The following is a 24,998-nucleotide window of genomic DNA, read 5'->3' as shown; positions in this document are numbered from 1 at the left end:
TATTTAAAATTTAAAATTATAAGTTATACTAGGCACAACTCCAAAAATAGATGTTTTAACAGATTCGTTTATCCCTGTATTCTCATTTTGTCTAAATGTCATAGAAGCAGCATTTTGCCTGTTGTATAAATTATAGATACTAAACACCCATTCGCCTTGCCATCCTTTTTTCTTTTCAGGTTTTGGAGTATAGGTTGCAGAAATATCTAAGTGATGATATGCAGGAAGGGCGTCTCCATTTCTATTTCCGTAAATAGGGATGTTTACATCTCCATAGGTGTATTGTCCTTTAGGGTAAGTGGTAGCTCGCCCAGACTGTAATGAAAATGTTGTTCCAAACGACCATTTTTTATCTAACTCATAAGAAGCTGTAACCGAAAGATCATGTAGTTTATCAAACCCTGTTCTATACCAGTCACCATTGTTTATACCTACTTCTTCAGCAGTACGCCCCGGTGTTCTTTGTTCTGAACGCGATAATGTATAAGCAATAAAACCAGTTAATTTACCTTCGTTTTTGCGTAATAATAGCTCAAGTCCATAAGCTCTTGCTTCACCATTAAGTATCACTTGTTCTATAGCTTCATTAGCAATTAAGTCAGCCCCATCAATATAGTCTAATCTATTTTTTGTCTTTTTGTAAAATGTTTCTACTTCCAGACTGTATTTATCATCACTAAAGTTTCTGAAATAGCCTAGTGCTACTTGATCAAGTATTTGAGGATCTATATATAAACCACTAGGAGTCCAGATATCGAGAGGAGTAGGGGATGAAGTGTTCGATACTAAGTTAAGGTATTGAACCATTCGGTTATAACTTGCTTTTATTGACTGATTGTTGTTTAACTCATAAGCAAATGTTGCCCGTGGTTCTAGATTATTAAAATCAGCAATAGTTTGTCCACTACTATATCTTTTATTGCCTATCGGGTCTGCTTTTTCGTATATTTTGAGATCAGAGTCATAATTAACTGCCTGATTGTTTTCATATAAGTTAATAGTTTGAGCACCTAGTCTATAAAACATACTATAACGAACACCATAACTCATGGTTATTTTATCACTCAGCCTATGCTCTGCCTCAAGGTATATAGCGGGCTCAAAAGCATATTTCTTTTCCAGTTGTCTCTCGTTTATAGATGATTGACTGCCCGTTGGGGTTATTTTACCTGGGTTAAAGTCATAATAAATAGCATTAACACCATATTTTAATTTAAAATTGTTAGAGATGTAATGCTTTAGGTCGTACTTGAAATTATAATTTTTAATTCCAGAATCCCATTTAAAGTCTAAAATTCCAAGTTCTAGCCCGTAGTAATAATCGCTATATATAGTAGAAAAATTTGAGAACAACCTATCGCTAAATAAGTGATTCCAACGTAAGTTTACTACAGTATTACCGTATGTATTAGAGAATAAATCATCAATTTCAAAAAGGTCTCTACCAAAATATCCTGATAGGTATAAGTTGTTATTTTCGTTAAGTTTATAACTTAGTTTAGTGTTAAGGTCATAAAAATAAGCAGAGTTATCTTGATTAGCTAGTTTTAAAAACAGATGCGCATAAGAGGCTCTTCCGGCAATAAGAAACGATCCTCTATCTTTAGAGATAGGACCTTCTGCCATAACCCTACTAGATATTAGACCTATACCACCATTCATGTGAAATTCTTTACTATTACCTTCTTTTTGGTATATTTCTAATACAGATGATGTTCTTCCTCCAAAGCGTGCAGGAATACCACCTTTATAAAGTTTAATATCTTTAATAGCATCTGAGTTAAATACAGAGAAAAAACCAAATAGGTGAGAAGAATTAAATATGGTAGCCTCATCTAGTAAAATAAGGTTTTGGTCTGCACCACCACCACGTACATTAAAGCCCGATGCTCCTTCACCAGCATTGGTAACTCCAGGTAGTTGTAATAACGATTTTAATACATCTACCTCTCCGAGTACTACAGGCATTTTTTTTATTTCTTCTACAGATAGTGTGTTAACACTCATTTGAGGCTTTCTAATGTTTGCTCTCTTTTTATTTTCAGTGATAACTACTTCATTAAGTTCTTGAGTGTCTGTAGTAAGCTGGTAGTTTTCACGAATGTTTTGGTTAAGTATTACAGTTTTTTGTATTGTACTAAAACTAACATAGCTTATTTGTATAGTATAAGTACCTTCGGGTAGCGATATAGAGTAAAACCCATATTCGTTGGTAGAAACTGCTTTTTGTACTTCTACAATGTAAACACTTGCCCCGATAAGTGTTTCGTTACTTCCGACATCAGATATTGTGCCGCTGAGTGTAAATTTTTCCTGAGCAAATGCTACAGAGAAAATAAGCATAAAAAGTACAGTTAAGTACCTCTGTTTTAATAATGTCATGATGATTTGATTGTTTGTTTCGTTTTTTGATTAATGATTGATTTTTAAATTATTAGAATTCCTAACGGTCTCATAAACTATTTGTTGTACTTTTTAGGTTAAATATTATCTTACAATTTTAATATATTATAAATGCAGCGCAAAATTATAAAATACTATAAGTTAAGATTTATTATACTCGATTATTATTACTCATTTGTTATATTTAATAGACAAGTTGTATAATACTTGAGATAAACTGTATAGAATGAATAATCTATTTACAGTATCATTGCGACATAATCTTATTATTTATTATAAATAGCATAGGGGTATTGCATTATAATAAACCACTTTTATATTTAGGAGCAAATGTAAAATAAAAATTAAAAGTGAGAATTGACTTATATTAATTTTAGGTTTTTATTTTAATTTATTTCTTATACGACTTAAACGTTGAGGAGAAATACCTAAATAAGATGCGATATACTTTAATGGAATTTTATGTATTTCCTCTTGTTGCCTTTTATGTAATAAAAGATATATATGTTCGGCAGTATAAATTTTAAATTCGAGGTGTCTTTTTATTAATATCTCGGTATATCTGGCAAGCAAGTTCAGTATAAAATTATCCATTTCAGGATTTTCTGCTGCCAAATTATCAAAAGTACTTCGATGTATTTTTATAATCTTACTTTTTGTAATAGCTTCAATATTCTCTGTACTATGCTGTTTATTAACAAATGCATAGGGAGCTGTGTCTATATCTCCTTTAAATGAAAAGCCTATAATTACTTCATGATCATTAATATATCTATATGCTCTAAACGAACCCGAAACAACAATAAAAAAAAAGTCGCATAACTGTCCCTCTTTTATAATTGTTTGTCCTGACTCAATAGTCATTTCGGTTCCTGCTTCTTTAAGTAAATTAATTATTTTTAAAGAAACAACGTCTCCTATACTGTCAAATTGATTATTTGGATTAATATACATATACGTTTTGATTGATTATTGATTGATGATAGTACAAACGTATATTAAAACAAGGTATTGTTATCATAAAAAAAGACAGTCTTAAGACTGTCTTTTTAGTGTTATTAAAGTATGCGATTACTATTTTGTTAGCTTAGCAAGTATTTTATTAAGTGTCTCACTTGGTCGCATAGCTTTATCTGTTTTGCTAAAATTAGGGTGGTAGTAACCATCAATTTCTTGCGGTTTGCCCTGAGCAGCAATAAGTTCTTCGTTTATTTTAGCTTCGTTTTCGGTAAGATCTTTTGCAATTTCTTCAAACTGAGCTTTAAGTTCCATATCTTTAGTTTGTTTTGCTAAAGCCTGTGCCCAATACATAGCAAGGTAAAAATGTGAACCTCTATTATCGATACTGCCTAATTTACGGGCAGGTGATTTATCATTTTCAAGGAATTTCTCTGTAGCATCATCTAACGCTTCGGATAATACCAATGCTTTTTTATTGTCAAAATTTTGACCTAAATGCTCTAATGATACACCTAGTGCAAGGAACTCACCTAGTGAATCCCAACGCAGGTAACCTTCTTCAATAAATTGTTGTATGTGTTTAGGAGCAGAACCTCCTGCGCCTGTTTCAAACAGTCCGCCACCATTCATTAACGGTACTATAGAAAGCATTTTTGCCGATGTACCTACTTCCAGGATAGGAAAAAGGTCAGTAAGGTAATCTCTTAATACATTACCAGTTACTGATATTGTATCTTCTCCTTTAATAATTCTTTCTAATGTAAAGTTGGTAGCATCTATAGGGTTCATGATATGAATATCAAGTCCTGTAGTATCGTGATCTTTTAAGTATGTGTTTACTTTTTCTATAAGTTGTACATCATGCGCTCTATTTTCGTCTAACCAAAATACAGCAGGAGTGCCAGATAATCTTGCTCTTGTAACGGCTAGTTTAACCCAGTCGCGTATAGGAGCATCTTTAGTTTGACACATTCTAAAAATATCACCTGCTTCAACATTTTGTTCCATGAGAACAGTACCACTATTATCAGTAACACGTACTACACCATCAGCTGCAATTTGGAATGTTTTATCGTGAGATCCGTACTCTTCGGCTTTTTGTGCCATAAGCCCTACGTTTGGTACACTCCCCATTGTTGATGGGTTAAACGCACCATGTTTTTTACAAAAATCAATTGTAGCGCTATATACACCTGCATAACATCTGTCTGGTATAATAGCTTTAGTATCTTGCTGATTTCCTTCTGCATTCCACATTTGTCCAGATGTACGAATCATTGCTGGCATAGAAGCATCAATAATAACATCTGATGGTACATGTAGGTTGGTAATTCCGTTATCAGAATTTACCATTGCTAAATCTGGACTGTTTTTATAAACTTGGTCAATAGCAGCTTTTACTTCAGCTTCTTGTGGAGTACCAGCTATTTTAGCATATACATCGCCAAGACCATTACGGGTATCAACTCCTAATTCTTCAAATAATTGCCCGTATTTTTCAAATACATCTTTAAAAAACACTTCTACAAAAGCACCAAAGATGATAGGGTCTGAAATCTTCATCATGGTAGCTTTTAGGTGAACCGAAAATAGTACACCTTGTTGCTTAGCGCTTTCTACCTCTTTAGCAATAAAGCTTTTTAGGCTTTTCATGCTCATAACAGAGCTATCTATAATTTCGCCAGCTATAAGTGGAGTACTTACTTTTAATACAGTTACATTTCCACTTTTGTCAGTAAGCTCAATTTTAACGTCATTATTATCACTTACAGTAACTGATTTTTCACTTCCGTAAAAATCGCCACCGTTCATGCTTGCTACGTGAGTTTTAGAGTCAGATGACCAAGCTCCCATTCTGTGTGGGTGTGCTTTAGCATAATTTTTAACCGCCTTTGGAGCTCTTCTGTCAGAGTTCCCCTCACGTAATACAGGGTTTACAGCAGAACCTAATACTTTAGCATAACGAGCTTTTATAGCTTTCTCTTCGTCAGTTTCAGGATCTTCAGGAAAGTCAGGTATATTATATCCTTGCGATTGTAATTCTTTTATAACTGCTTTTAACTGTGGTACAGAGGCAGATATGTTTGGTAGTTTTATGATGTTAGCTTCGGGAGTTTTAGCTAGCTCGCCTAGTTCGCTAAGTGCATCATTTATTTTTTGGCTTTCAGTAAGATGATCAGGAAAGTTTGCAAGTATTCTTCCAGCAAGCGAAATATCTCTTGTTTCTAACGCAACACCTGCCGGTGCGGCAAAAGCTTGTACTATAGGCAGGAAAGAATGGGTTGCCAGCATAGGGGCTTCATCAGTTATCGTATAAATGATTTTTGATGCTTTTGACATTTTTTCAGTTTTTTTAAATTCCCCACCTTTAAGTAGAGGCAGGCAGATTATTAAATGAATTTAGATATTGTTTTTTAGCAGTTTTTAGAAATAAGTATTTTATATAATGATAAAAAACTTAAACTAAAAGCAAGGCTCGCAAATATAGCAAAATATCAGCATATTGCGTAGTGCGAATATGGCAAAAAAACGTTGTAGTTAGATTACTATTTTTAATATTCCTTGTTTTTTTTACTTAAATTAAAAACAATAAAAAAATCCCTTCGCATTGCGAAGGGATTTTATATAGATTGCAAAAAGAAAAATTATCTTCTTCTTTCTTTAATTTTTGCTTTTTTACCAGTAAGTTCTCTAAAGTAGAAGATACGAGCTCTACGTACTTTACCTCTTTGGTTAACTTCAACTTTTTGTAATGCTGGCATATTCATAGGGAAGATACGCTCTACACCTACAGAACCTGACATTTTACGGATTGTGAAGGTTTGTGTGATACCTGCACCTCTTTTTTGGATAACTACTCCTTTAAAGAACTGAGTTCTTGTTTTTTCACCCTCTTTAATTTCGTAGTACACAGTTATTGTGTCACCTGCATTAAATTCTGGGAAATCTTTTTTTGTTACAAATTCGTCTTGTACAAATTTTACTAAATCAGACATTTTGCTAATTGTTTAAGTTTGAATCAGAGTAACATTCACGAGTCTCGCCAGAGGTTAGTCCGAATTGGGTGCAAATATATAAATTATTTTAAAGCAACAAAGAAGTTTTTATATTAGTTTTTAAACTTTTAAGAACACTTTTTGATCGATTACTCTAGTAAGTCAGGTCGTCGGTTCTTAGTGTGTTCTAGTGCTTTATCTTCGCGCCATTGGTCTATCTTAGCAAAGTTACCACTAAGTAATACATCTGGAACTTTCCAACCTTTATACTCTGAAGGGCGTGTGTAGATAGGAGGGGAGAGCAAATCATCCTGAAAACTATCAGTAAGTGCCGATGTTTCGTTACTCAACACACCTGGTATAAGCCTAATAATAGCGTCAGATACTACGGCTGCTGCAAGCTCACCACCTGATAGCACAAAATCTCCAATAGAAATCTCTTTAGTTATATAATGGTCACGCACACGCTGATCTACTCCTTTATAATGACCACAAAGTATAATAATGTTTTTTAGTAATGACATTTGGTTTGCCATTCCTTGGTTTAGGGTTTCGCCATCAGGTGTCATATAAATTACCTCGTCATACTCGCGCTCTGCTTTTAGTTTGCTAATGCATAGGTCTATAGGTTCTACCATCATTACCATACCTGCGCCACCGCCAAACTGGTAATCATCGATACTTTTTTGTTTGTTGGTGCTATATTCTCTTAAATTATGAAAGTGTACTTCTACAAGTCCTTTATCTATAGCTCTTTTTAATATAGAGGTTTCAAAAGGACTTTTTATTAATTCGGGCAGTACAGTAATTATATCAATGCGCATATTATTTTTAATCAAAAAATTTTATAATTTGCAAATGTAACAATTCTGTAGCTACATTAAGAAGTTGATTAGTTATTACGTTTAAACCCCAAATTGTTTTAGATGATGGTCAAGGTGTTTCCATTGTAATATATCCCATTCTTCCATAGTCATCTCTCCAAAAAATGGATGTTTCGGGTTTTTTATACTTGCGTGTCCTTCGTTAGTAAAGGCTATAATTAAATCAATCAATTCTTTTTTAGTAGATTCAAAGTCAGGCTCATGTGCTATTCTAAATTCTTTTACGGTTGGCATACCATGTGCAAATGGTTTTGACTCTAACAGCTTTTTTTTCATCATTTTACCAAAAAGAAAACTCATCCAGTTAGACTTTAAGTTAAGTGTGCCATTAGCCACCTTTATAGGTTGCTGGCAATGTTCCATCATTTGACTAACAGTCATTTTACCCCACTGTGATAGTGTAATAGGGGTTAGTTTTTCTATTCTTGCAACTATTTTTTGATTACCCTGAGTATCGAAAACACTTTCCATAAGTATAATTTTTGAGTCAAATATAATGAATTATTACTATGGTTTTTTAGCGAGTAGGGCATATACTAAGGGTAATTTATCTACCATTTTTTTAATCCTAAATTTTCCTTTTTCTACTTCTTCCATACCTTCAAGGCAATTATAAGGACTATAATCATACTCATTAAGTACTTTTATTTGTAACCCTTTACTTATCAAGTTACCTACAACTTCGGCTATACTATGGTTCCAAGATATAATTTCGGTAGTAATATTAGCTTCATTATCAGTATAAGTCCCGTTTACTGTTTCATAAATGATTTCTTTATTAAAATAACTGTAAACAATCGAATCAAAATTATCATCAAACATCCAAACTACAGGGTGAAACTCTGCAAAAACAAATTGTCCTCCTGTTTTTAGGTAACGGTTTATAATACCTGTCCATTTTTCAATATCAGGTAGCCAGCCGATAGTGCCGTAACTGGTAAAAACAATATCAAATTCTTCATCCAGATAGTCGGGAAGGCTATAAATATCACAACAAATAAAACGTGCAGGTATATTTAGCGAGGCAGAAAGTTCTTCAGCTTTTTCAATTGCTTTGTCAGATAAATCTACTCCTGTTACTATAGCTCCCATTCGGGCTAAGGATAGTGTATCTTGCCCAAAGTGACATTATAGGTGCAATATCCTTTTATCTTTAATATCTCCAAGTAAGTCAAGTTCAATACTATTTAAACTAGATTTGCCTGCCATGAAAGAGGGCATATCATAAAAATCAGAATCAACATGTATAGCTGTTTTGCTGTTCCAAGCTTTTTTATTGATAGCTAAATAATCTTTTTCCATAATAATGTAAATAAGTACATTCAAATTTACATTATTGTTATGATTTATCGACTGGGCAGGTAGGAATTTTATTCGTAAATTTGCGGTTTACAAACAAAAACATTCATAATGGAAAACGGAATTTACGCAAAATTCAATACTACAAAAGGTGCTATACTGGTAAAACTTACATATGATAAAACCCCTGGTACAGTGGGTAATTTTGTAGGACTTGCTGAAGGTAACCTTGAGAATAATGAAAAGCCACAGGGTAAACCCTATTATGACGGATTGAAATTTCACCGTGTTATACCTGATTTTATGATACAAGGTGGATGCCCACAGAGTAGTGGTACTGGCGGACCAGGGTACAACTTTGATGATGAATTTCACCCAGAATTAAAACATGACAAGCCTGGAGTACTTTCTATGGCTAATGCAGGACCTGGTACTAATGGTTCTCAGTTTTTTATTACGCATGTAGAAACTCCTTGGTTAGATAATAAGCATACTGTTTTTGGTCATGTAATAGAAGGACAAGATATTGTTGATGCTATTGCACAAGGCGATACTATAGAGAACCTTGAAATAGTAAGAGAAGGAGAAGAAGCTAAAAACTGGAATGCTATAGAAGCTTTTAGAACATTTGAAGGTTCGCGTGAGAAACGTCTTGCTGAAGCTAAACAAATGGCAGAAGCAGAAATGGAAAAGCTAGCTGCTGGTTTTGATAAAACAGATAGTGGACTTCGTTATAAAATAATACAAAAAGGTGACGGTAAAAAAGCAGAGAAAGGTAACAAAGTATCTGTGCACTATAAAGGAACGCTTGATGATGGGCAAGTATTTGATTCATCTTACCAAAGAAAACAACCTATTGAGTTTCAATTAGGAGTAGGTCAGGTTATACCAGGTTGGGATGAAGGTGTATCTTTATTGCATGTAGGTGATAAAGCTCGTTTTGTAATACCATCAGATCTTGCTTATGGTTCACGTGGTGCAGGTGGTGTTATACCTCCAGATGCTACACTTATTTTTGATGTAGAATTAATGGATGTAAAATAAACATCGATACAATTATATTTAAAAAGCCGCCAGTGATGGCGGCTTTTTATTTGGAATACTTTTTGAAAGTAAGCATTTATAGTACTATTTTTACCAATATTTATTATAAGCTATGCGATACATTATTATATTTTTGTTATTATTTACGTTCTCTGCCAAGGCGCAGGTAATGCACTGTGGTTACGATTTCACATCTTATATTGTACTTGATGTGCATGAAGCAGGAAAAACAGAAAACATTAAGAATTTAAAAATAACCATTGTAGATAGTCTTGGCAGGAACGTTATAAATGTTAACAACCTTTATAGTTTTAAAAATGCTAATGCTCCATTACAATTTACATCGAACTATAAAATAGGGGATGATAATAAAAGACTTAAAGAGGATGAAGTAGCCAAAAAAGAACGTTGGTTTTTCCCTTTTGCTAAAGATAACTACCTGCTTTCTGTAGCCAATACTTTTCCTGCCGATAATTTTAGTATAAAAATTGAAGACATTGATGGGGCAAATAATGGAGGTGCATTTAAATCTGTAACGGTGCCATTATATAGTTATAACATGTATGTGTTATGCTCTAACGAAAGCCAGCAAGCAGCGGTGAAATTTGGGCGTAAAATGAACCGACCTATAGATGTAGTAGTAGAAAAAGAGTAGTTGTTTTTTTCTAGTATTAAATTAATAAAAACAGAATAATTAAATAGTATTATGCTTACTTGGGAAGAATTTGAAAAAACAGAAATGCGTGTAGGGACTATTATTGATGTAAATGATTTTCCTGAAGCACGAAAGCCAGCATATCAATTAACAATAGACTTTGGTACAGAAATAGGTATTCGTAAATCGTCGGCACAGATTACAAAACGATATACTAAAGAAGGTCTGCTAAACAGGCAAATTGTAGCAGTAGTAAACTTTCCTAAAAAACAAATAGGAAAATTCATGAGCGAATGCCTTGTTTTAGGAGCTGTAGGAACAGAAGGCGATGTAATATTACTCGCCCCAGACCTTAGGGTAGAAAATGGGTTACGGATATTATAAAAAAACAAAAAACTGCCATATGGCAGTTTTTTTATTTATATATCATCAAAGCTTATATCTGTAAAGCTTTCTGTAGTAACCGTTTCTTCATTTTTTTCACCAAATAACTTTTTAAAGTCTTTTTGATGTCTTTCAGATATTACTTCTTCGCCTTTATGGTCTAGCACGTAAGTAGTCATCTCTTCAAGAATTTCTTTGAATGCAGTAAAGTCTTCTTTGTAAAGATAGATTTTGTGCTTTTTGAAATGGAAAGAACCATCTTCTTCAGTAAACTTTTTACTTTCGGTAATGGTAATGTAATAGTCGTCAGCTTTTGTAGCTCTTACATCAAAAAAGTAAGTTCTTCTTCCTGCCCTTAGAACTTTAGAAAAGATCTCTTCCTTTTCCAACATATCATTTTCTCTCATAATCCTTGGTTTGGTTTGTATGATTTATGTACCAACCAAAAATCTAAAAAAAAACTATATAATCCAACGATTTACTGAATTTCTTTTTCTGAAAGTTGTTTTAGGTATAATTCTTTATAATAACCTTCGGTGTTTACCATTTGGTTGTGAGTACCTTGTTGTACTATTTTACCACCTTCTAGTATAATTATTTTATCGGCATTTTTAGCAGATGATACTCTATGGCTTACAATTATTGTGGTTTTATCTTTACAAAATTCTAGTAAGTTATTTAGTATAGCTTCTTCAGTTTCAGTATCTACTGCCGATAGTGAATCGTCTAGTAATAGTATAGGAGCATCTTTTATCATGGCTCTGGCTATAGATACTCTTTGTTTTTGCCCACCTGATAGGGTTATACCTCGCTCTCCTAATACTGTTTTGTATTGTTTATTAAAATTAATAATATTGTCGTGTACTACTGCTTTTTTAGCAACAGTAACTATTTCATCGTCTGTAGCATATTCATTACCAAATTTAATATTGTTTTCAATGCTGTCAGAGAATAAAAAGGCATCTTGGGGTACAAAACCCACGCTGTTCCGCAAATCGTTAAGGTTAATGTCTTTTATATTTTCGTTATCAACGAGTATCGCTCCTTTTTCTACATCATACAATCGGCTTATTAATGATAGTATTGTAGATTTTCCCGAACCTGTTTTTCCTAATATAGCGAGAGTTTCACCTTTGTTTACGGTAAAAGATACATCTTTTAATGCTGTGATATTAGTATCATCATAAGTAAAAGAGACATTATCAAAAGCAATTTTTCCTTCTATAGTAATGTGTTTCTCTTGATTATTTTTAATATCTGGTTCAGTTTTTAAAAATTCATTAATCCTTTTTTGCGATGCTTCTGCCTCTTGTACCATAGATGATATCCAGCCTAGCGATGCTACAGGCCAAGTAAGCATATTAATATAAAGGATGAACTTTGCAATAACTCCAATGTCAGGTATACTACCATTTATATACATTACGCCACCTGCATATATCACTACAAGGTTGCTAATACCTATTAGTAATATCATTAACGGTCCAAACTGTGCATTAACTTTAGCAAGGCGCATATTTTTCTTTTTGCTATCGCGTGATAGCTCAGTAAAATCGGTTTGCTTTTGCTTTTCTAAAGCATAGGCTTTTATAACTCTTATCCCCGAAAACATTTCTTGGGTAAATGTAGACAGGTTTGATAAGTTTTGCTGGTATGATGTACTACGTTTATTAATTTCTTTACTTATTTTAAAAATACTATACGATAGTATAGGTAGGGGGAGTAGACTATATAATGTTAGCTTTGGCGATATAATGTACATCTGTGTCATTACCACCGCAAATCGTATTATTGTATTTAAAGAGTACATTACCGCAGGCCCTACATACATACGCACCTTGTTAACATCTTCGCTAATACGGTTCATTAAGTCGCCTGTACGGTTACGTTTATAAAAACTTTGAGATAGGTTCTCATATTGCCTGAAAATTTCATTTTTAAGATCAAACTCTACATGGCGCGACATTACGATAAGTGTCTGACGCATCAAGAAAGTAAGCGCACCAGCAATAAGGGTGGTGGCAATAATAAGTAATATGTTAGTTAGTAGTTCATTTTTTATTACTTCGGCAGATATTCCTCCTTTATTTGTGAATTCTTCAATCGATTTAATAGAATTACCAATAAGTTCAGGGGTGAATAATGAAAATATCTGTGCTATTATAGTAATGGAGATTCCTATAAAAAATCGAAATTTATATTTTACAAAATACTTGTTTAAATACTGTAGTTCTTTCATTTAAATGTTAATATAAAGGTGTTTTTTTGTTTATTAATGTTAAAATAAAGGTTTTTTTATTAATTGTAGCTATCAGTAAATAATGCTTTAAATTATTGAATACATAAAAAAAAGCGTTTATATTGCTATATTTTAATTATATATGTATTTTTGTGACTTGTTTTTTGAATAAATTTCAATATTTAAAATTATTATCATGATAGCAGAAGTTATTAAAGCCAACGATCTTGCAAAAGTTGATCCTGTTTTTGGGCAGGCATCATTTAATGACCACGAACAAATTGTTTTTTGTCATGACAAAGATACTGGATTAAAAGCAATAATTGGTATTCATAATACCGTTTTAGGACCCGCACTTGGTGGTACGAGGATGTGGAAATATGCTAACGAATGGGAAGCTCTAAATGATGTTTTAAGGCTATCAAGAGGAATGACATATAAATCTGCTATTTCTGGATTAAATCTAGGTGGTGGTAAAGCAGTTATTATTGGTGATGCTAAAACAGAGAAAACTCCTGAGATGATGACACGTTTTGGGCAGTTCATACACTCACTTAGCGGTAAATATATAACAGCCGAAGATGTAGGTACTACTACACCAGATATGGATATTATTCGCGAAGTTACACCTCATGTAACAGGTATATCAGAAGCTAAAGGAGGATCGGGTAACCCATCTCCTGTAACAGCTTATGGTGTATATATGGGTATGAAAGCTGCTGCTATGTACAAGTTTGGTACAGATAAGCTACAAGGTAAAAAAGTATTAGTACAAGGTACAGGTCACGTAGGAGAAACACTTATAAGTTATCTTGCTAAAGAAGGCGCTCATGTAGAAATTACTGATATTAATGAAGTGAAAATGCAAGAAGTAGCAGCCAAATATGGTGCTCATATATATACAGGCGAAGATATTTATAGCGCCGATGTAGATATTTATGCTCCATGTGCTCTTGGCGCTACAGTTAATGATGAAACGATAGAGAGGCTAAAAGCTAAAGTTATAGCAGGTGCTGCCAATAACCAGTTAGCTAATGATGAGATACATGGTAGAATATTAAAAGAAAAAGGTATTGCTTATGCTCCTGATTTCTTGATTAATGCTGGAGGTATCATAAATGTATATGCTGAAATTGTAGGATATGATAAAGCAGAAGCAATGCGTAGAACAGAAAATATATATAACACTACGTTAGAGATATTTAGTCATGCAGAAGCTAATGGTATTACTACTCAAAAAGCTGCAATGTCTATAGCACAAAAAAGAATTGACGAAAGAAAGAAAGAAACCGCTAAATAATTAGCGATAAAAAAAATATTATTTTTAATTTTGCGAAGCGAAAGAATTTTTCTTTCGCTTCTTTAATTTTTAAAGTTCTTATAGACGAATGTTAAACAGAAGACATATTCGAGTTAAAGTGATGCAGTCAATATATGCTATGCATCAAAATGATTCAGACAATATGGAAAAGGAAGAAAAATTCCTTTTTCACAGTATAGAGAACATTCGAGACTTATATCTTATAATGATTTCGGCTCTTGTAGAGATAAGAGTTAGCGAGGAAGATTATATTGAAAAATCGTCTAAAAAGCATCTTGCTACAAGCGAAGAGCGTAATCCTAATAAAAAATTTATTAATAACGAAGTATTGCAACTGCTAGAAGAGAACAATTCGCTAAGTGTTGCAATGGCAGAACGTAAGATAAATAACTGGAAACAGAATGACGATTATATACTGGTTTTGCTTGAAGCAATTAAGCAAAGTGAAGTATATAATGACTATATAAAGGACAGCGAAAGTAGTTTTGAAAAAGACAGAGACTTTATAGCTTTACTTTTTACAGAAGTTATTGCGCCTAATGAGAAGTTGTATGAGTACCTAGAAGATTATAAGTTAACTTGGGTAGACGATATTCCGTTAGTAAATACAATGATAGCCAAGCAGCTAAAACAAATAAAGCCAGACGGTAACTCATTTTTTGTGCCAAGGTTATATAAAGATGCTGATGATAAGGATTTTGTAAAAAGCTTGTTTAGAAAAACAGTACTTAATGACAGAGAGCTAGCAAAGGAATTTATAGATAAAACCCCAAACTGGGATACTGAGCGTATAGCCGAAGTAGATGCTATAATATTAAAAATGGCAATATGCGAATTTTTAAAATTTCCGTCGATACCAGTAAAAGTTACTATAAACGAATATCTTGAGATAGCAAAAGAATATTCTACACCAAAAAGTAGTATTTTTATCAACGGAATATTAGATAACTTAATTAAGGATTATCAAACCAATAATAAATTAATAAAAACCGGAAGAGGTTTAATGTAAACAATTTTAAAACTATAGTTATGATAAAAAGAACAGCAGCTATGTTCGCCATAGCATCTTTAGTACTTACAACATCATGTAAAGAAAATGCAGCTTTGCGTATTGACGAAGAAACAGCTAAAGAGGCTGAATTAGCACATGCAGAAGCAGGTAAAGTAGCCGTAATGAAGTTTGAAGATACAAATTTTGACTTTGGGACTATCAATTCTGGTGATGTAGTAGAGCATACTTTTACTTTTACTAATGCAGGTTCATCTGATCTTCTTATAAGTGAAGCTAAAGCAAGTTGCGGTTGTACTGTACCGAGTTATACTAAAACGGCTGTAAAACCGGGTGATACTGGTGAGATAAAAGTATCTTTTAACTCTGCAGGAAAAAGCGGAAAACAAAACAAATCTGTAACTGTTACAGCAAATACAGAGAGTGGTAGTGAAGTACTTAAATTTACTGCTGATGTTACACCAAAAGCTGGTGTAGGCGTTAAACAAGAGAAAAAATAATATATGGATCAATTATCACAGTTTGCCCCGTTATTACTAATGTTTGTGGTTATCTATTTTTTAATGATTAGACCACAACAGAAAAGGCAAAAACAAGAAAAACAATTTGAAAGAGACCTTAAAGTAGGAGATAAGATTATTACTAAAAGTGGTATTCACGGCAAGATAGCTGAGCTTACAGAAACTGCTACGGTAATAGAAACTATGGCAGGGAAGTTAAAAATGGAGCGCTCGGCAATATCGCTAGAACTTAGCCAAAAATTAAACGCTCCTGCAAAATAAGATTAATACAATTAAATATAAAAAGTCCTCATCAGAAATGATGAGGACTTTTTATATTATTGTAATGAGGGGATATAGGTATTATTAATAAGGTTAATATTATCTGTATTTATCATTTAGCCCTTTACCTTCTAATATCATAAGACTACACTTTTCAATTCTAGAAAGTTTAGTAGCCTCTCTTTTTGCACTATCTATATATTCGCAATACTCACGTTGTTTATATGGTGATAAAGCATCGAAAGCCTTATTTAACTCAGTAGAATTATCAAGAACTATTTGTAAATGTTCGGGTACTACTGTCTGTTTTTTTTCGGGTTTTATTTCTAATCCATTTTTTTCCACTTCGATAGCTTCATAAATATATTGTAAAACCAGCTTTTCGTTTATCTCATCTTTAGATGTAAAACGCCATTGACGAAGCGATTTAGTGTTTTCTTCATTAGCATTAATTAATAAGCCGCCCTCGTCTTTAAGAAAAACACCTTTAAAGAACCAGATAGTAAAAAAATCTTTAAACCCGTTTACACCTAAAACATTCTTATTATTATAAGTAAAAACAGGACTATCCCATTTTGTGGTTTCAACTAGCCCCGTTTTATGTATTATAGATTTTAAAAAATCAAGCTCTTCTGCCCATAAGTGCGAGCTATCCAAGCTTTTTCCTTTTTTATCCATTGTATTTTATAGCAGTAAGTTCAGCAATTTTTACAATTACATCAGTAGCCTTTTGCATACTCTCTGCAGGTACATACTCATATTTACCATGAAAGTTATGACCACCAGCAAATATGTTAGGGCAAGGTAAGCCCATGTATGATAATTGGCAACCATCAGTACCGCCACGTATTGGCTTGATAAGTGGAGCTATTCCTAAATCTTTCATTGCTTGTTCGGCAATATCCACAATATGAAATACAGGTACTACCTTTTCTTTCATGTTATAATATTGATCTTTTATATCAGCAATTACAATAGGTTCGCCAAATTGTTTAAGGTAGCTTGCATTCATTTCTTCAGCAATTCTTGCTACATTTTCTTTTCTAGCCTCAAATTTTGCTTTGTCATGATCACGTATAATAAGTTGTACTGTACTTTCTTCAATACTTCCTGTAATACCTACTACATGATAAAAACCTTCATATCCGCTAGTACGCTCAGGAACTTCATTTTCAGGTAATGCAGCTATAAACTGGTTAGCAAGTAACATAGAGTTTATCATTTTACCTTTTGCATAACCAGGGTGTACACTTTTACCTTTAAAAGTAACCTTAACCCCAGCAGCATTAAAGTTTTCATATTCTAATTCACCTATTTGGCTACCATCCATAGTATAAGCCCATTCAGCACCAAATTTAGCAACATCAAATTTATGAGCACCACGACCAATTTCTTCATCTGGAGTAAAACCTACACGTATTTTACCGTGTTTAATTTCAGGATGCTGTATGAGGTACTCCATAGCACTAACAATTTCAGTAATACCTGCTTTATCATCAGCTCCTAATAATGTTGTACCATCGGTAGTGATAAGTGTTTGTCCTTTATACTGTAACATATCTTTAAAGTAAGAAGGAGAAAGTACTATGTTTTGCTCAGCATTAAGTACTATATCACCACCATCATAGTTTTTAACTATTTGTGGTTTTACGTTAGCTCCTGTAAAGTCGGGTGTAGTATCAAAATGTGCCACAAAACCAATAACAGGTACATCATGATCAACATTAGATGGTAAAGTTGCCATTATATAAGCATTTTCATCTATAGTTACATCTTCCATACCAATAGTTTTAAGTTCTTCTACCAGTTGGTTAGCAAGATCCCATTGTTTAGCGGTACTTGGTGTTGTTTCAGAGTTTGGATCAGATTCAGTGTCAACGGTAACATAGCTGACAAATCGGTCTATTATGTGCTGCATTTTTACGTTTTTATTAATAATGAAGCACAAATTTACAATTTATTTGAGAGTATTTTATATTTAAAGCAATGCTAATTCTTTAGCAATATTATTTCTAGCAATATCTTCATATTTATCTCTATAATAAGAGCTTTTAAAGATATAATCCATGTCAAGAAAGTGTTGTAATACCTTTTTACGCCCGGGGTTGTATAAAATGTCAGGATATATAGAATATTCTTTTCTTACCTGTCTATAATATTCAGTATAGTTTTCCCAATTACTACCTAATATAGAAAGGTCAATATCAGTAAAAAGATCAGTATCGTTATCACCAGTTGTTATATGGCTTTTTGTAGCAAGTATCTGTTTGTTACAATTAGAGATTCTTTCTTTATCAAAACCAATTGTATTTAATCGTTCTATTGCTATAATGGCGCTTTTTTCTTCATTATCTTTTTTCGTAGCATTATAAATAATATCATGATAGAATAGTGAAAATAGGATAGTATCCCAATCATTTATGAGTTCATGGCATTGGGTTAACTCATTATACATATTTTCTAAGTGCTTAAGTGTATGATAATGCCTTTTACTGTTAGAGTATTTAGTCTCTATTTCAGTCCAAAGTTCTTCAATCACATTTTTGTCACTGGTGTAGCTGTTTAATAGGCTATAAAAAGCATCTTTTATCATAAAAATGATATATGAATTATGGGTTTATATCAAATGTATTAATTATTGAGAAGATAATGCTATTTTTGCACTCACAACACAACAACTATGTACAAATCAGTTATACGACCATTGCTTTTTCGTTTCGATCCAGAAAAAGTACACCATTTTACATTCGATTCTATACGATTCATTAATAAAATCCCAGGTGCTTCTTCATTTTTAAGAGCTAAATACGGGGTTAATGATCCTCGTTTGGAACGTGAAGTATTTGGATTAAAATTTAAAAACCCAGTGGGTCTTGCAGCAGGTTTAGATAAAGATGCTGTGTTGTATAAAGAACTATCTAATTGCGGATTTGGATTTATAGAAATAGGTACACTAACTCCAAAACCACAAGATGGTAATCCTAAAAAAAGACTTTTTCGTTTACGAGAAGATAATGCTCTTGTTAACAGAATGGGCTTTAATAACGGAGGAGTACAAGATGCGGTAAAACGATTAAAATCAAACCCAAAAGGTAACGGTCATGTACTAATAGGAGGTAACATTGGTAAAAATAAAGTTACTCCTAACGAAGATGCAGTACAAGATTACGAAATTTGTTTTGATGCATTATACGACTATGTAGACTATTTTGTAGTAAATGTAAGCTCACCAAACACACCAAATTTACGTGAGCTGCAAGATAAAGAGCCATTAACAAGGTTATTACAAACATTACAAAATAAGAATGCTGCAAAACCAAAGCAGAAACCTATTTTACTAAAAATTGCGCCAGATCTTACTGATGAACAATTATTAGACATTATAGATATTGTAAAAACAACTAAGATAGCAGGAGTAATAGCTACCAATACTACTATATCTAGAGAAGGATTACAGTCTGAAAATAAAAAAGAAATGGGAGGGCTTAGTGGTAAACCATTGGCTAAACGCTCTACTGAAGTTATACGCTTCCTTTCAGAGAAAAGCAATAAAGCATTCCCTATCATAGGAGTAGGAGGGATTCATACCCCCGAAGATGCTATTGAAAAACTAGAAGCAGGAGCAAGCCTAATACAACTTTATACAGGTTTTGTATATGAAGGTCCAGCATTGGTTAAAGCTATCAATAAAAAGCTATTAGTAATGAATAAATAAGAAACTGATAAAGTACTCTTGTTTATTGAAGGGGATTTTACAGATATCATAAAAATAAAACGTTTTCGTAAGCGCTAAATTTTATATCTTTGAAATCTATGGAGCCAGTAAAAATTATCGAATGTCCGCGCGATGCTATGCAGGGCATTAAGACATTTATTCCTACAGAAAAAAAAGTAGCCTACATACAATCGCTATTGCGTATTGGGTTTGATACCATCGATTTTGGGAGCTTTGTTTCGCCTAAGGCTATTCCGCAAATGCAGGACACTGCCGAGGTATTGGCGCAACTTGATTTGTCTGAAACACGGAGTAAATTACTGGCTATTATTGCTAATACCAGAGGGGCAGAGGCAGCTTCGATACATCCTGAAATACAATATCTAGGTTACCCATTTTCTATATCAGAAAATTTCCAGATGCGTAATACCCATAAAACCATTGCTGAATCTATAGTTACATTACAGGAAATACTCAACATAGCTGATAAATCGAATAAAGAAGTAGTAGCCTATCTTTCTATGGGGTTTGGTAACCCGTATGGCGACCCATGGGATGTAGAAATAGTAGGTGAGTGGACAGAAAAACTGGCTGCTATGGGAGTAACGATACTTTCATTATCTGATACAGTAGGAAGTTCTACACCAGAAGTCATTAATTATTTGTTCTCAAATCTTATACCTAAATACCCTACTATAGAGTTTGGTGCGCACCTGCACACTACACCAGATAAATGGCATGAAAAAGTAGATGCAGCCTACAAAGCAGGCTGTACACGTTTTGATGGAGCTATACAAGGCTTTGGCGGTTGCCCAATGGCAAAAGACGACCTTACGGGTAATATGCCTACTGAAAAAATGCTTTCTTACTTTACAGCAGCCAAAGCAACCACAAATTTAAATGCACTTAGCTTTGAGAGTAGTTATAATGAGGCTACAAAACTGTTTGGGGAGTATCATTAATAGTATATACTATGACTTTACATGAAGCAATTATATCAATTTTAAAAGAAAATAGAGGAGCAATGACTTCAAAAGAAATAGCAGATAAGCTTAATGAAAAAAATATATACTTTAAAAGAGATAAATCTTCAATAAGTTCGAGTCAAGTTACTGCAAGAGTAAATAAATATTTAACTTTATTTGAAAAAGATAACTCTGTAAGCCCCTTGAAGATTTCATTAAAATAGTAGTACTTTTATTATTCTTTATTTCAATTATCATTAAAAAGCAGTATATTTGCATGCAATTTAACTACAAATTGCAACATGAAAGCACACATAAATAAAATCATCGGCGAAGGTCTTACTTACGATGATGTTTTGCTAGTTCCAAATTACTCCGAAGTACTACCACGCGAAGTAAGCATACAATCAAAATTTTCACGAAATATAACGCTAAACGTTCCTATTGTCTCGGCAGCTATGGATACCGTTACAGAGAGTGCTATGGCTATTGCTATGGCTCGCGAGGGTGGTATTGGTGTATTGCACAAAAATATGACAATAGCGCAGCAAGCTACAAAGGTGCGCAAAGTAAAACGAGCAGAATCGGGTATGATAATCGATCCTGTTACCTTACCACTTACTGCTAATGTAGGCGATGCTAAAAATGCGATGCGTGAATATAGTATTGGCGGTATTCCTATTGTAGATGAAAACGGAATATTGAAAGGTATTGTTACCAATCGTGATTTACGTTTTGAAAAAGTAAACAATCGTTCTATACTTGAGGTAATGACTTCTGAAAAGTTAATTACAGCAGGAGAAGGAACAACACTAAATACAGCCGAGAGCATACTACAAGAGCACAAAATAGAAAAGCTACCTGTTGTAAATGACGATTATAAACTAGTAGGGCTTATCACTTTTAGAGATATTACTAAACTTACCCAAAAACCGATAGCTAACAAAGATAAATTTGGTAGGCTTCGTGTTGCTGCTGCACTTGGCGTTACAGCCGATGTGGTAGAGAGGGCAGAGGCTTTAGTAAATGCGGGTGTAGATGCTGTAATTATAGATACAGCGCACGGGCATACGCAAGGGGTAGTAAAAGTACTAAAAGAGGTGAAAGCAAGGTTTCCTGAGCTTGATGTAGTAGTAGGTAATATTGCTACTCCAGAAGCTGCTTTATATCTTGCCGAAAACGGTGCTGATGCTGTAAAAGTAGGTATTGGTCCAGGGTCTATATGTACTACACGTGTTGTGGCAGGTGTAGGCTTTCCGCAATTCTCTGCGGTGCTAGAAGTAGCTGCAGCATTAAGAGGTACAGGTGTTCCTGTTATTGCTGATGGTGGTATCCGTTATACGGGTGATATACCTAAAGCAATTGCAGCGGGAGCAGATTGTGTAATGCTTGGGTCATTATTAGCAGGTACTAAAGAGTCGCCAGGTGAGACAATTATATTTGAAGGTAGAAAGTTTAAATCCTATAGGGGTATGGGGTCTGTAGAGGCTATGAAAGAAGGTTCTAAAGACCGTTATTTCCAAGATGTAGAAGATGATGTTAAAAAACTTGTACCCGAAGGTATTGTAGGTCGCGTTCCTTATAAAGGAGAATTAGTTGAGAGTATGCTACAGTTCATTGGCGGACTTCGTGCTGGAATGGGGTATTGTGGTGCTAAAGACATTCCGACACTACAGGAAACAGGTCGTTTTGTACGTATTACATCAAGTGGTATATCCGAAAGTCATCCGCATGATGTAACTATTACAAATGAGTCGCCTAATTATTCAAGATAATTATTGAAAACATATTATATAAAAAAAGCAGAAGTACTACTTCTGCTTTTTTTATTACTGATTATTTCTTGCTGCTGCTTCTGCTTGTTCTTTTTTAAGTTCGTCGCTTTCCCAAGCATGGTCATTAGCCCCTAACTGTGCATAAAGGTCATTTTTTATAAGTTGCTCTTGCAACTCTATTTCTTCTATTGCAGTAATAAGGTATGCTTTTTTATCATGACGTTTATGTGCCAACCTAAAGGTAGCTTGCTCATCATATTTAATAAAGCGTTGCCCTTGCCTTGTTGCAGTATAACGCCGATGTCCCATTGCTACCAATGCATCTACACCCAAGTGAACGGCACTATACAGGTTTTCTCTGTAAAAATTTTGAATACCCAAATCGACCATTTCAAAAGCATCGTTACGATTTCGCGCGCGCGCTAGTATTTTTAAGTGCGGGTAGTGTTTTTTTATCTTCTCTATTACGGTTAAATTCACACGAGGGTTATCAATAGCAGCAATAAATATTTTAGCATTTTCACATCCTGCGGCTTTTAATAACTCCAGTCTGGTAGCATCACCATAATATACTTTAAAGCCCATTTTTCGTAATGAATCTACACGCTCTGAGTTCATGTCTAATACCGTAGCAGGTATTCCGTTACTTTTAAGCAGTCGACCTATGGTACTACCAAAGTTTCCAAATCCTGCTATAATAACATCATTTTGTTCATCTTCATCAATAGTATCATACTCTTTTTTCGATTTTTTATCTTTTTTACCACCAAAGTGAGGGTCAATCCATTTTTCATTAATCAGGAGTAGAAACGGAGTTCCTATCATACTTATAGCAATAACAGCCATCATTTGGTCTCCTAGTACAGTAGGTATTAAGTTAATTTGATTAGCAAAAGCTAATATTACAAAACCAAACTCTCCTGCTTGGCTAAGCGCAAAAGCAAAAAGTAAATTTTTACTAGGGCCTTTTTTATATAACTTCCCTATACCAAATAGTACAAAGAATTTTATAGTATTAAAGATAATCGAAAATACAATAATGAAAGCAGGGTCGGCAATTATCAAACTAAAGTTAATAGATGCTCCTACACCTATAAAAAACAAGCCGAGAAGCAAGCCTTTAAAGGGTTCAATATCGCCTTCTAGTTCATGTCTGAATTCGCTATTCGCTAATACTACGCCTGCCATAAATGCGCCTAATGCAGGGCTAAGCCCTACGAGCTGCATTATAAAAGATACCGACATTACTAGTAAGAGTGCCGATGCAGTAAAAAGCTCTTGCAAGCGAGTTTTGGCTATTACGTGTAGTAATGGCACTATAATATAACGTCCGCTAAAGTATACTGCTGCTACTGTACCAATTACTATAGCGGCTTGCAACCATGCCGAGAAATCGCTAATAAGTGATTCTGAAAGGTTTTCATTCTGAATTTCCCCATCTGCCAAAAAAGGTAGTATAGCTAGTATAGGAATTACTGCAATATCCTGAAAGAGCAATACTGCAAAAGATGACCGCCCCATTGAGGTCTTGGTTAGGTTTTTCTCTTTTAGGGTTTGCATTACAATAGCTGTAGAGGATAGTGTTAATGCTAATGATATAGTAAGCGTTGTTTGCCATGTCCAGTCTAGTACAAGCGAGCAAGCCAGAAAAAGTATAACAGTAGTAGCTATAACTTGCAATCCGCCCATGCCTAAAATAAAACGTCGCATTCGCCAAAACTTATGCGGATCGAGTTCTAATCCAATTATAAAGAGCATCATAACCACACCGAATTCGGCAAAGTGCATAATGTCTTCGCCTTCCTGTCCTATAAACCCAAAGACATAAGGTCCTATAATAATACCTGCAAAAAGGTAACCTAATATAGAACTAAGCCCTAATTTTTTGGCAATAGGAACACATATTACCGCTGCGGTAAGGTAAATTATTGCCTGAAAGAAAAAACTGTCTTGCATAATTACCCGAGTTTAGTTTTAAACCAATCATTAAAATAAGTATATCCTGAAAGCTCATTAAGATTAATACCTCTGTTTTCAAGATATTCTAATAATGTATGGTAGTGTTTACCTGCTTTTTCATAATCTTTAGCCTCCATAGTATGTGTGCCATGTACTACATAAGGAGGGAGGTAGGTCAAGTTACATACTTTGGCGGTTTGGTTAAAGGGTTCTAATAGTTCCATTACAGTAAAGCGATCGCGCCCCATGGCACTATAGTTTTCTTTTTGCCCACCTGTAGTTATAACTTGTAATAATAGTTTACCCTTTAAAGCTTTACCTCCTTTACCATATGCCCATCCGTGTTCTAGTACAATGTCTATCCATTGTTTTAAGAGCGGAGGACAATTGTACCAGTACATAGGGTGGTGCCAAATAATAATGTCATGTAGCATTAGTAGCTCTTGCTCTCGTTTCATATCCACATCAAATTCCGGATACTCTTGGTATAAGTCATGGAACGTAATGTTAGGAGAACTAGGTATGTGCTTTACTAGTGCTGCATTAGCATTCGATTTTTCGAACAACGGGTGTGCAAAAAGAATGAGTATTTTATTTGGCATATATAC

General features: G+C 34.0%; 24 protein-coding genes and 1 pseudogene. 11 read left to right on the top strand and 14 right to left on the bottom strand.

Features of this window, described 5'->3' with window-relative positions:
• Positions 1-3: 3 nt before the first annotated feature.
• The 7 genes and pseudogenes from DVK85_RS10645 to DVK85_RS10615 form a co-directional block, all read right to left on the bottom strand.
• Complete coding sequence (locus tag DVK85_RS10645) at positions 4-2,382, bottom strand: TonB-dependent receptor (protein WP_114678420.1); 2,379 nt, start codon at positions 2,380-2,382, stop codon at positions 4-6.
• A gap of 402 nt (positions 2,383-2,784) precedes the next feature.
• Positions 2,785-3,357: a Crp/Fnr family transcriptional regulator gene (locus tag DVK85_RS10640; protein WP_114678419.1), complete on the bottom strand. Its 573-nt coding sequence runs from the start codon at positions 3,355-3,357 to the stop codon at positions 2,785-2,787.
• A 120-nt stretch (positions 3,358-3,477) separates the two neighbouring features.
• Positions 3,478-5,703, bottom strand: coding sequence for an NADP-dependent isocitrate dehydrogenase (locus DVK85_RS10635; protein ID WP_114678418.1), 2,226 nt, complete (start codon positions 5,701-5,703; stop codon positions 3,478-3,480).
• A 305-nt stretch (positions 5,704-6,008) separates the two neighbouring features.
• A complete protein-coding gene (gene rplS, locus DVK85_RS10630) occupies positions 6,009-6,359 on the bottom strand; it encodes a 50S ribosomal protein L19 (RefSeq protein ID WP_114678417.1) in 351 nt (116 codons plus the stop codon).
• A gap of 149 nt (positions 6,360-6,508) precedes the next feature.
• On the bottom strand, positions 6,509-7,183 hold the full coding sequence (gene trmD / locus DVK85_RS10625) for a tRNA (guanosine(37)-N1)-methyltransferase TrmD (RefSeq protein ID WP_114678416.1): 675 nt from the start codon (positions 7,181-7,183) through the stop codon (positions 6,509-6,511).
• An 81-nt stretch (positions 7,184-7,264) separates the two neighbouring features.
• Positions 7,265-7,714, bottom strand: coding sequence for a DUF1569 domain-containing protein (locus tag DVK85_RS10620; protein WP_114678415.1), 450 nt, complete (start codon positions 7,712-7,714; stop codon positions 7,265-7,267).
• Between the two features lie 36 nt (positions 7,715-7,750).
• Positions 7,751-8,545 (bottom strand): annotated as a pseudogene (locus DVK85_RS10615) (class I SAM-dependent methyltransferase).
• Between the two features lie 108 nt (positions 8,546-8,653).
• Between DVK85_RS10615 and DVK85_RS10610 the strand changes: the two are divergent.
• From DVK85_RS10610 to DVK85_RS10600, 3 genes are all read left to right on the top strand, one after another.
• Positions 8,654-9,586 (top strand): peptidylprolyl isomerase, encoded by a 933-nt coding sequence (locus tag DVK85_RS10610; protein WP_114678414.1) that lies wholly within the window; start codon positions 8,654-8,656, stop codon positions 9,584-9,586.
• Positions 9,587-9,698: 112 nt separating this feature from the next.
• Positions 9,699-10,241: a hypothetical protein gene (locus DVK85_RS10605; protein WP_127960583.1), complete on the top strand. Its 543-nt coding sequence runs from the start codon at positions 9,699-9,701 to the stop codon at positions 10,239-10,241.
• Between the two features lie 51 nt (positions 10,242-10,292).
• Positions 10,293-10,625, top strand: a complete 333-nt coding sequence (locus DVK85_RS10600) for a tRNA-binding protein (protein ID WP_394338153.1) — start codon at positions 10,293-10,295, stop codon at positions 10,623-10,625.
• A 35-nt stretch (positions 10,626-10,660) separates the two neighbouring features.
• On the opposite strand, the gene DVK85_RS10595 is transcribed toward DVK85_RS10600, so the two are convergent.
• A complete protein-coding gene (locus tag DVK85_RS10595; protein WP_114678411.1) occupies positions 10,661-11,032 on the bottom strand; it encodes a PUR family DNA/RNA-binding protein in 372 nt (123 codons plus the stop codon).
• Positions 11,033-11,103: 71 nt separating this feature from the next.
• Positions 11,104-12,864 carry an ABC transporter ATP-binding protein gene (locus tag DVK85_RS10590; protein ID WP_114678410.1) on the bottom strand — a complete coding sequence of 587 codons (1,761 nt, stop codon included), beginning with the start codon at positions 12,862-12,864 and terminating at the stop codon, positions 11,104-11,106.
• A 196-nt stretch (positions 12,865-13,060) separates the two neighbouring features.
• On the opposite strand from DVK85_RS10590, the gene DVK85_RS10585 reads away from it, so the two are divergent.
• From DVK85_RS10585 to yajC, 4 genes are all read left to right on the top strand, one after another.
• Positions 13,061-14,164, top strand: coding sequence for a Glu/Leu/Phe/Val dehydrogenase dimerization domain-containing protein (locus tag DVK85_RS10585; protein WP_114678409.1), 1,104 nt, complete (start codon positions 13,061-13,063; stop codon positions 14,162-14,164).
• 88 nt (positions 14,165-14,252) lie between these two features.
• Positions 14,253-15,194: a transcription antitermination factor NusB gene (gene nusB / locus DVK85_RS10580; protein ID WP_162845288.1), complete on the top strand. Its 942-nt coding sequence runs from the start codon at positions 14,253-14,255 to the stop codon at positions 15,192-15,194.
• Between the two features lie 20 nt (positions 15,195-15,214).
• Positions 15,215-15,694 carry a DUF1573 domain-containing protein gene (locus DVK85_RS10575; RefSeq protein ID WP_240339569.1) on the top strand — a complete coding sequence of 160 codons (480 nt, stop codon included), beginning with the start codon at positions 15,215-15,217 and terminating at the stop codon, positions 15,692-15,694.
• Between the two features lie 3 nt (positions 15,695-15,697).
• Positions 15,698-15,976 (top strand): preprotein translocase subunit YajC, encoded by a 279-nt coding sequence (gene yajC / locus DVK85_RS10570; RefSeq protein ID WP_114678408.1) that lies wholly within the window; start codon positions 15,698-15,700, stop codon positions 15,974-15,976.
• Positions 15,977-16,075: 99 nt separating this feature from the next.
• Here yajC and DVK85_RS10565 read toward each other — a convergent pair whose 3' ends face one another.
• The 3 genes from DVK85_RS10565 to DVK85_RS10555 are packed head-to-tail and all read right to left on the bottom strand — an operon-like array spanning position 16,076 to position 18,569.
• On the bottom strand, positions 16,076-16,654 hold the full coding sequence (locus DVK85_RS10565; RefSeq protein ID WP_114678407.1) for a YdeI/OmpD-associated family protein: 579 nt from the start codon (positions 16,652-16,654) through the stop codon (positions 16,076-16,078).
• Entirely contained in the window at positions 16,647-17,894 is a 1,248-nt protein-coding gene (gene pepT, locus DVK85_RS10560; protein WP_114678406.1) for a peptidase T, read from the bottom strand. The genes DVK85_RS10565 and pepT overlap by 8 nt, the downstream gene beginning before the upstream one ends.
• A gap of 60 nt (positions 17,895-17,954) precedes the next feature.
• Positions 17,955-18,569, bottom strand: a complete 615-nt coding sequence (locus tag DVK85_RS10555) for an HD domain-containing protein (protein ID WP_114678405.1) — start codon at positions 18,567-18,569, stop codon at positions 17,955-17,957.
• Positions 18,570-18,656: 87 nt separating this feature from the next.
• Here DVK85_RS10555 and DVK85_RS10550 point away from each other — a divergent pair, with 87 nt between their 5' ends.
• The 4 genes from DVK85_RS10550 (at position 18,657) to guaB (ending at position 22,431) form a co-directional block, all read left to right on the top strand.
• Positions 18,657-19,691 (top strand): quinone-dependent dihydroorotate dehydrogenase, encoded by a 1,035-nt coding sequence (locus DVK85_RS10550; RefSeq protein WP_114678404.1) that lies wholly within the window; start codon positions 18,657-18,659, stop codon positions 19,689-19,691.
• 98 nt (positions 19,692-19,789) lie between these two features.
• The gene (locus DVK85_RS10545) at positions 19,790-20,653 is read left to right on the top strand and encodes a hydroxymethylglutaryl-CoA lyase (protein ID WP_114678403.1); all 864 of its coding nucleotides are present in this window, start codon (positions 19,790-19,792) and stop codon (positions 20,651-20,653) included.
• 11 nt (positions 20,654-20,664) lie between these two features.
• Positions 20,665-20,880 (top strand): hypothetical protein, encoded by a 216-nt coding sequence (locus DVK85_RS10540; RefSeq protein ID WP_114678402.1) that lies wholly within the window; start codon positions 20,665-20,667, stop codon positions 20,878-20,880.
• A 78-nt stretch (positions 20,881-20,958) separates the two neighbouring features.
• A complete protein-coding gene (gene guaB / locus DVK85_RS10535) occupies positions 20,959-22,431 on the top strand; it encodes an IMP dehydrogenase (RefSeq protein ID WP_114678401.1) in 1,473 nt (490 codons plus the stop codon).
• Between the two features lie 54 nt (positions 22,432-22,485).
• Here guaB and DVK85_RS10530 read toward each other — a convergent pair whose 3' ends face one another.
• Together DVK85_RS10530 and DVK85_RS10525 are read right to left on the bottom strand one after the other, a co-directional pair.
• Positions 22,486-24,387, bottom strand: a complete 1,902-nt coding sequence (locus DVK85_RS10530; protein WP_114678400.1) for a monovalent cation:proton antiporter-2 (CPA2) family protein — start codon at positions 24,385-24,387, stop codon at positions 22,486-22,488.
• A 2-nt stretch (positions 24,388-24,389) separates the two neighbouring features.
• On the bottom strand, positions 24,390-24,992 hold the full coding sequence (locus tag DVK85_RS10525; protein ID WP_114678399.1) for an NAD(P)H-dependent oxidoreductase: 603 nt from the start codon (positions 24,990-24,992) through the stop codon (positions 24,390-24,392).
• Positions 24,993-24,998: the final 6 nt, after the last annotated feature.

The sequence above is a fragment of the Flavobacterium arcticum genome, assembly GCF_003344925.1.
GTDB classification, from domain to species: Bacteria; Bacteroidota; Bacteroidia; order Flavobacteriales; family Flavobacteriaceae; genus Flavobacterium; species Flavobacterium arcticum.
The sequence above is the reverse complement of the archived record's forward strand: the minus strand, read 5'-3'. Positions and strand labels throughout refer to the sequence as shown.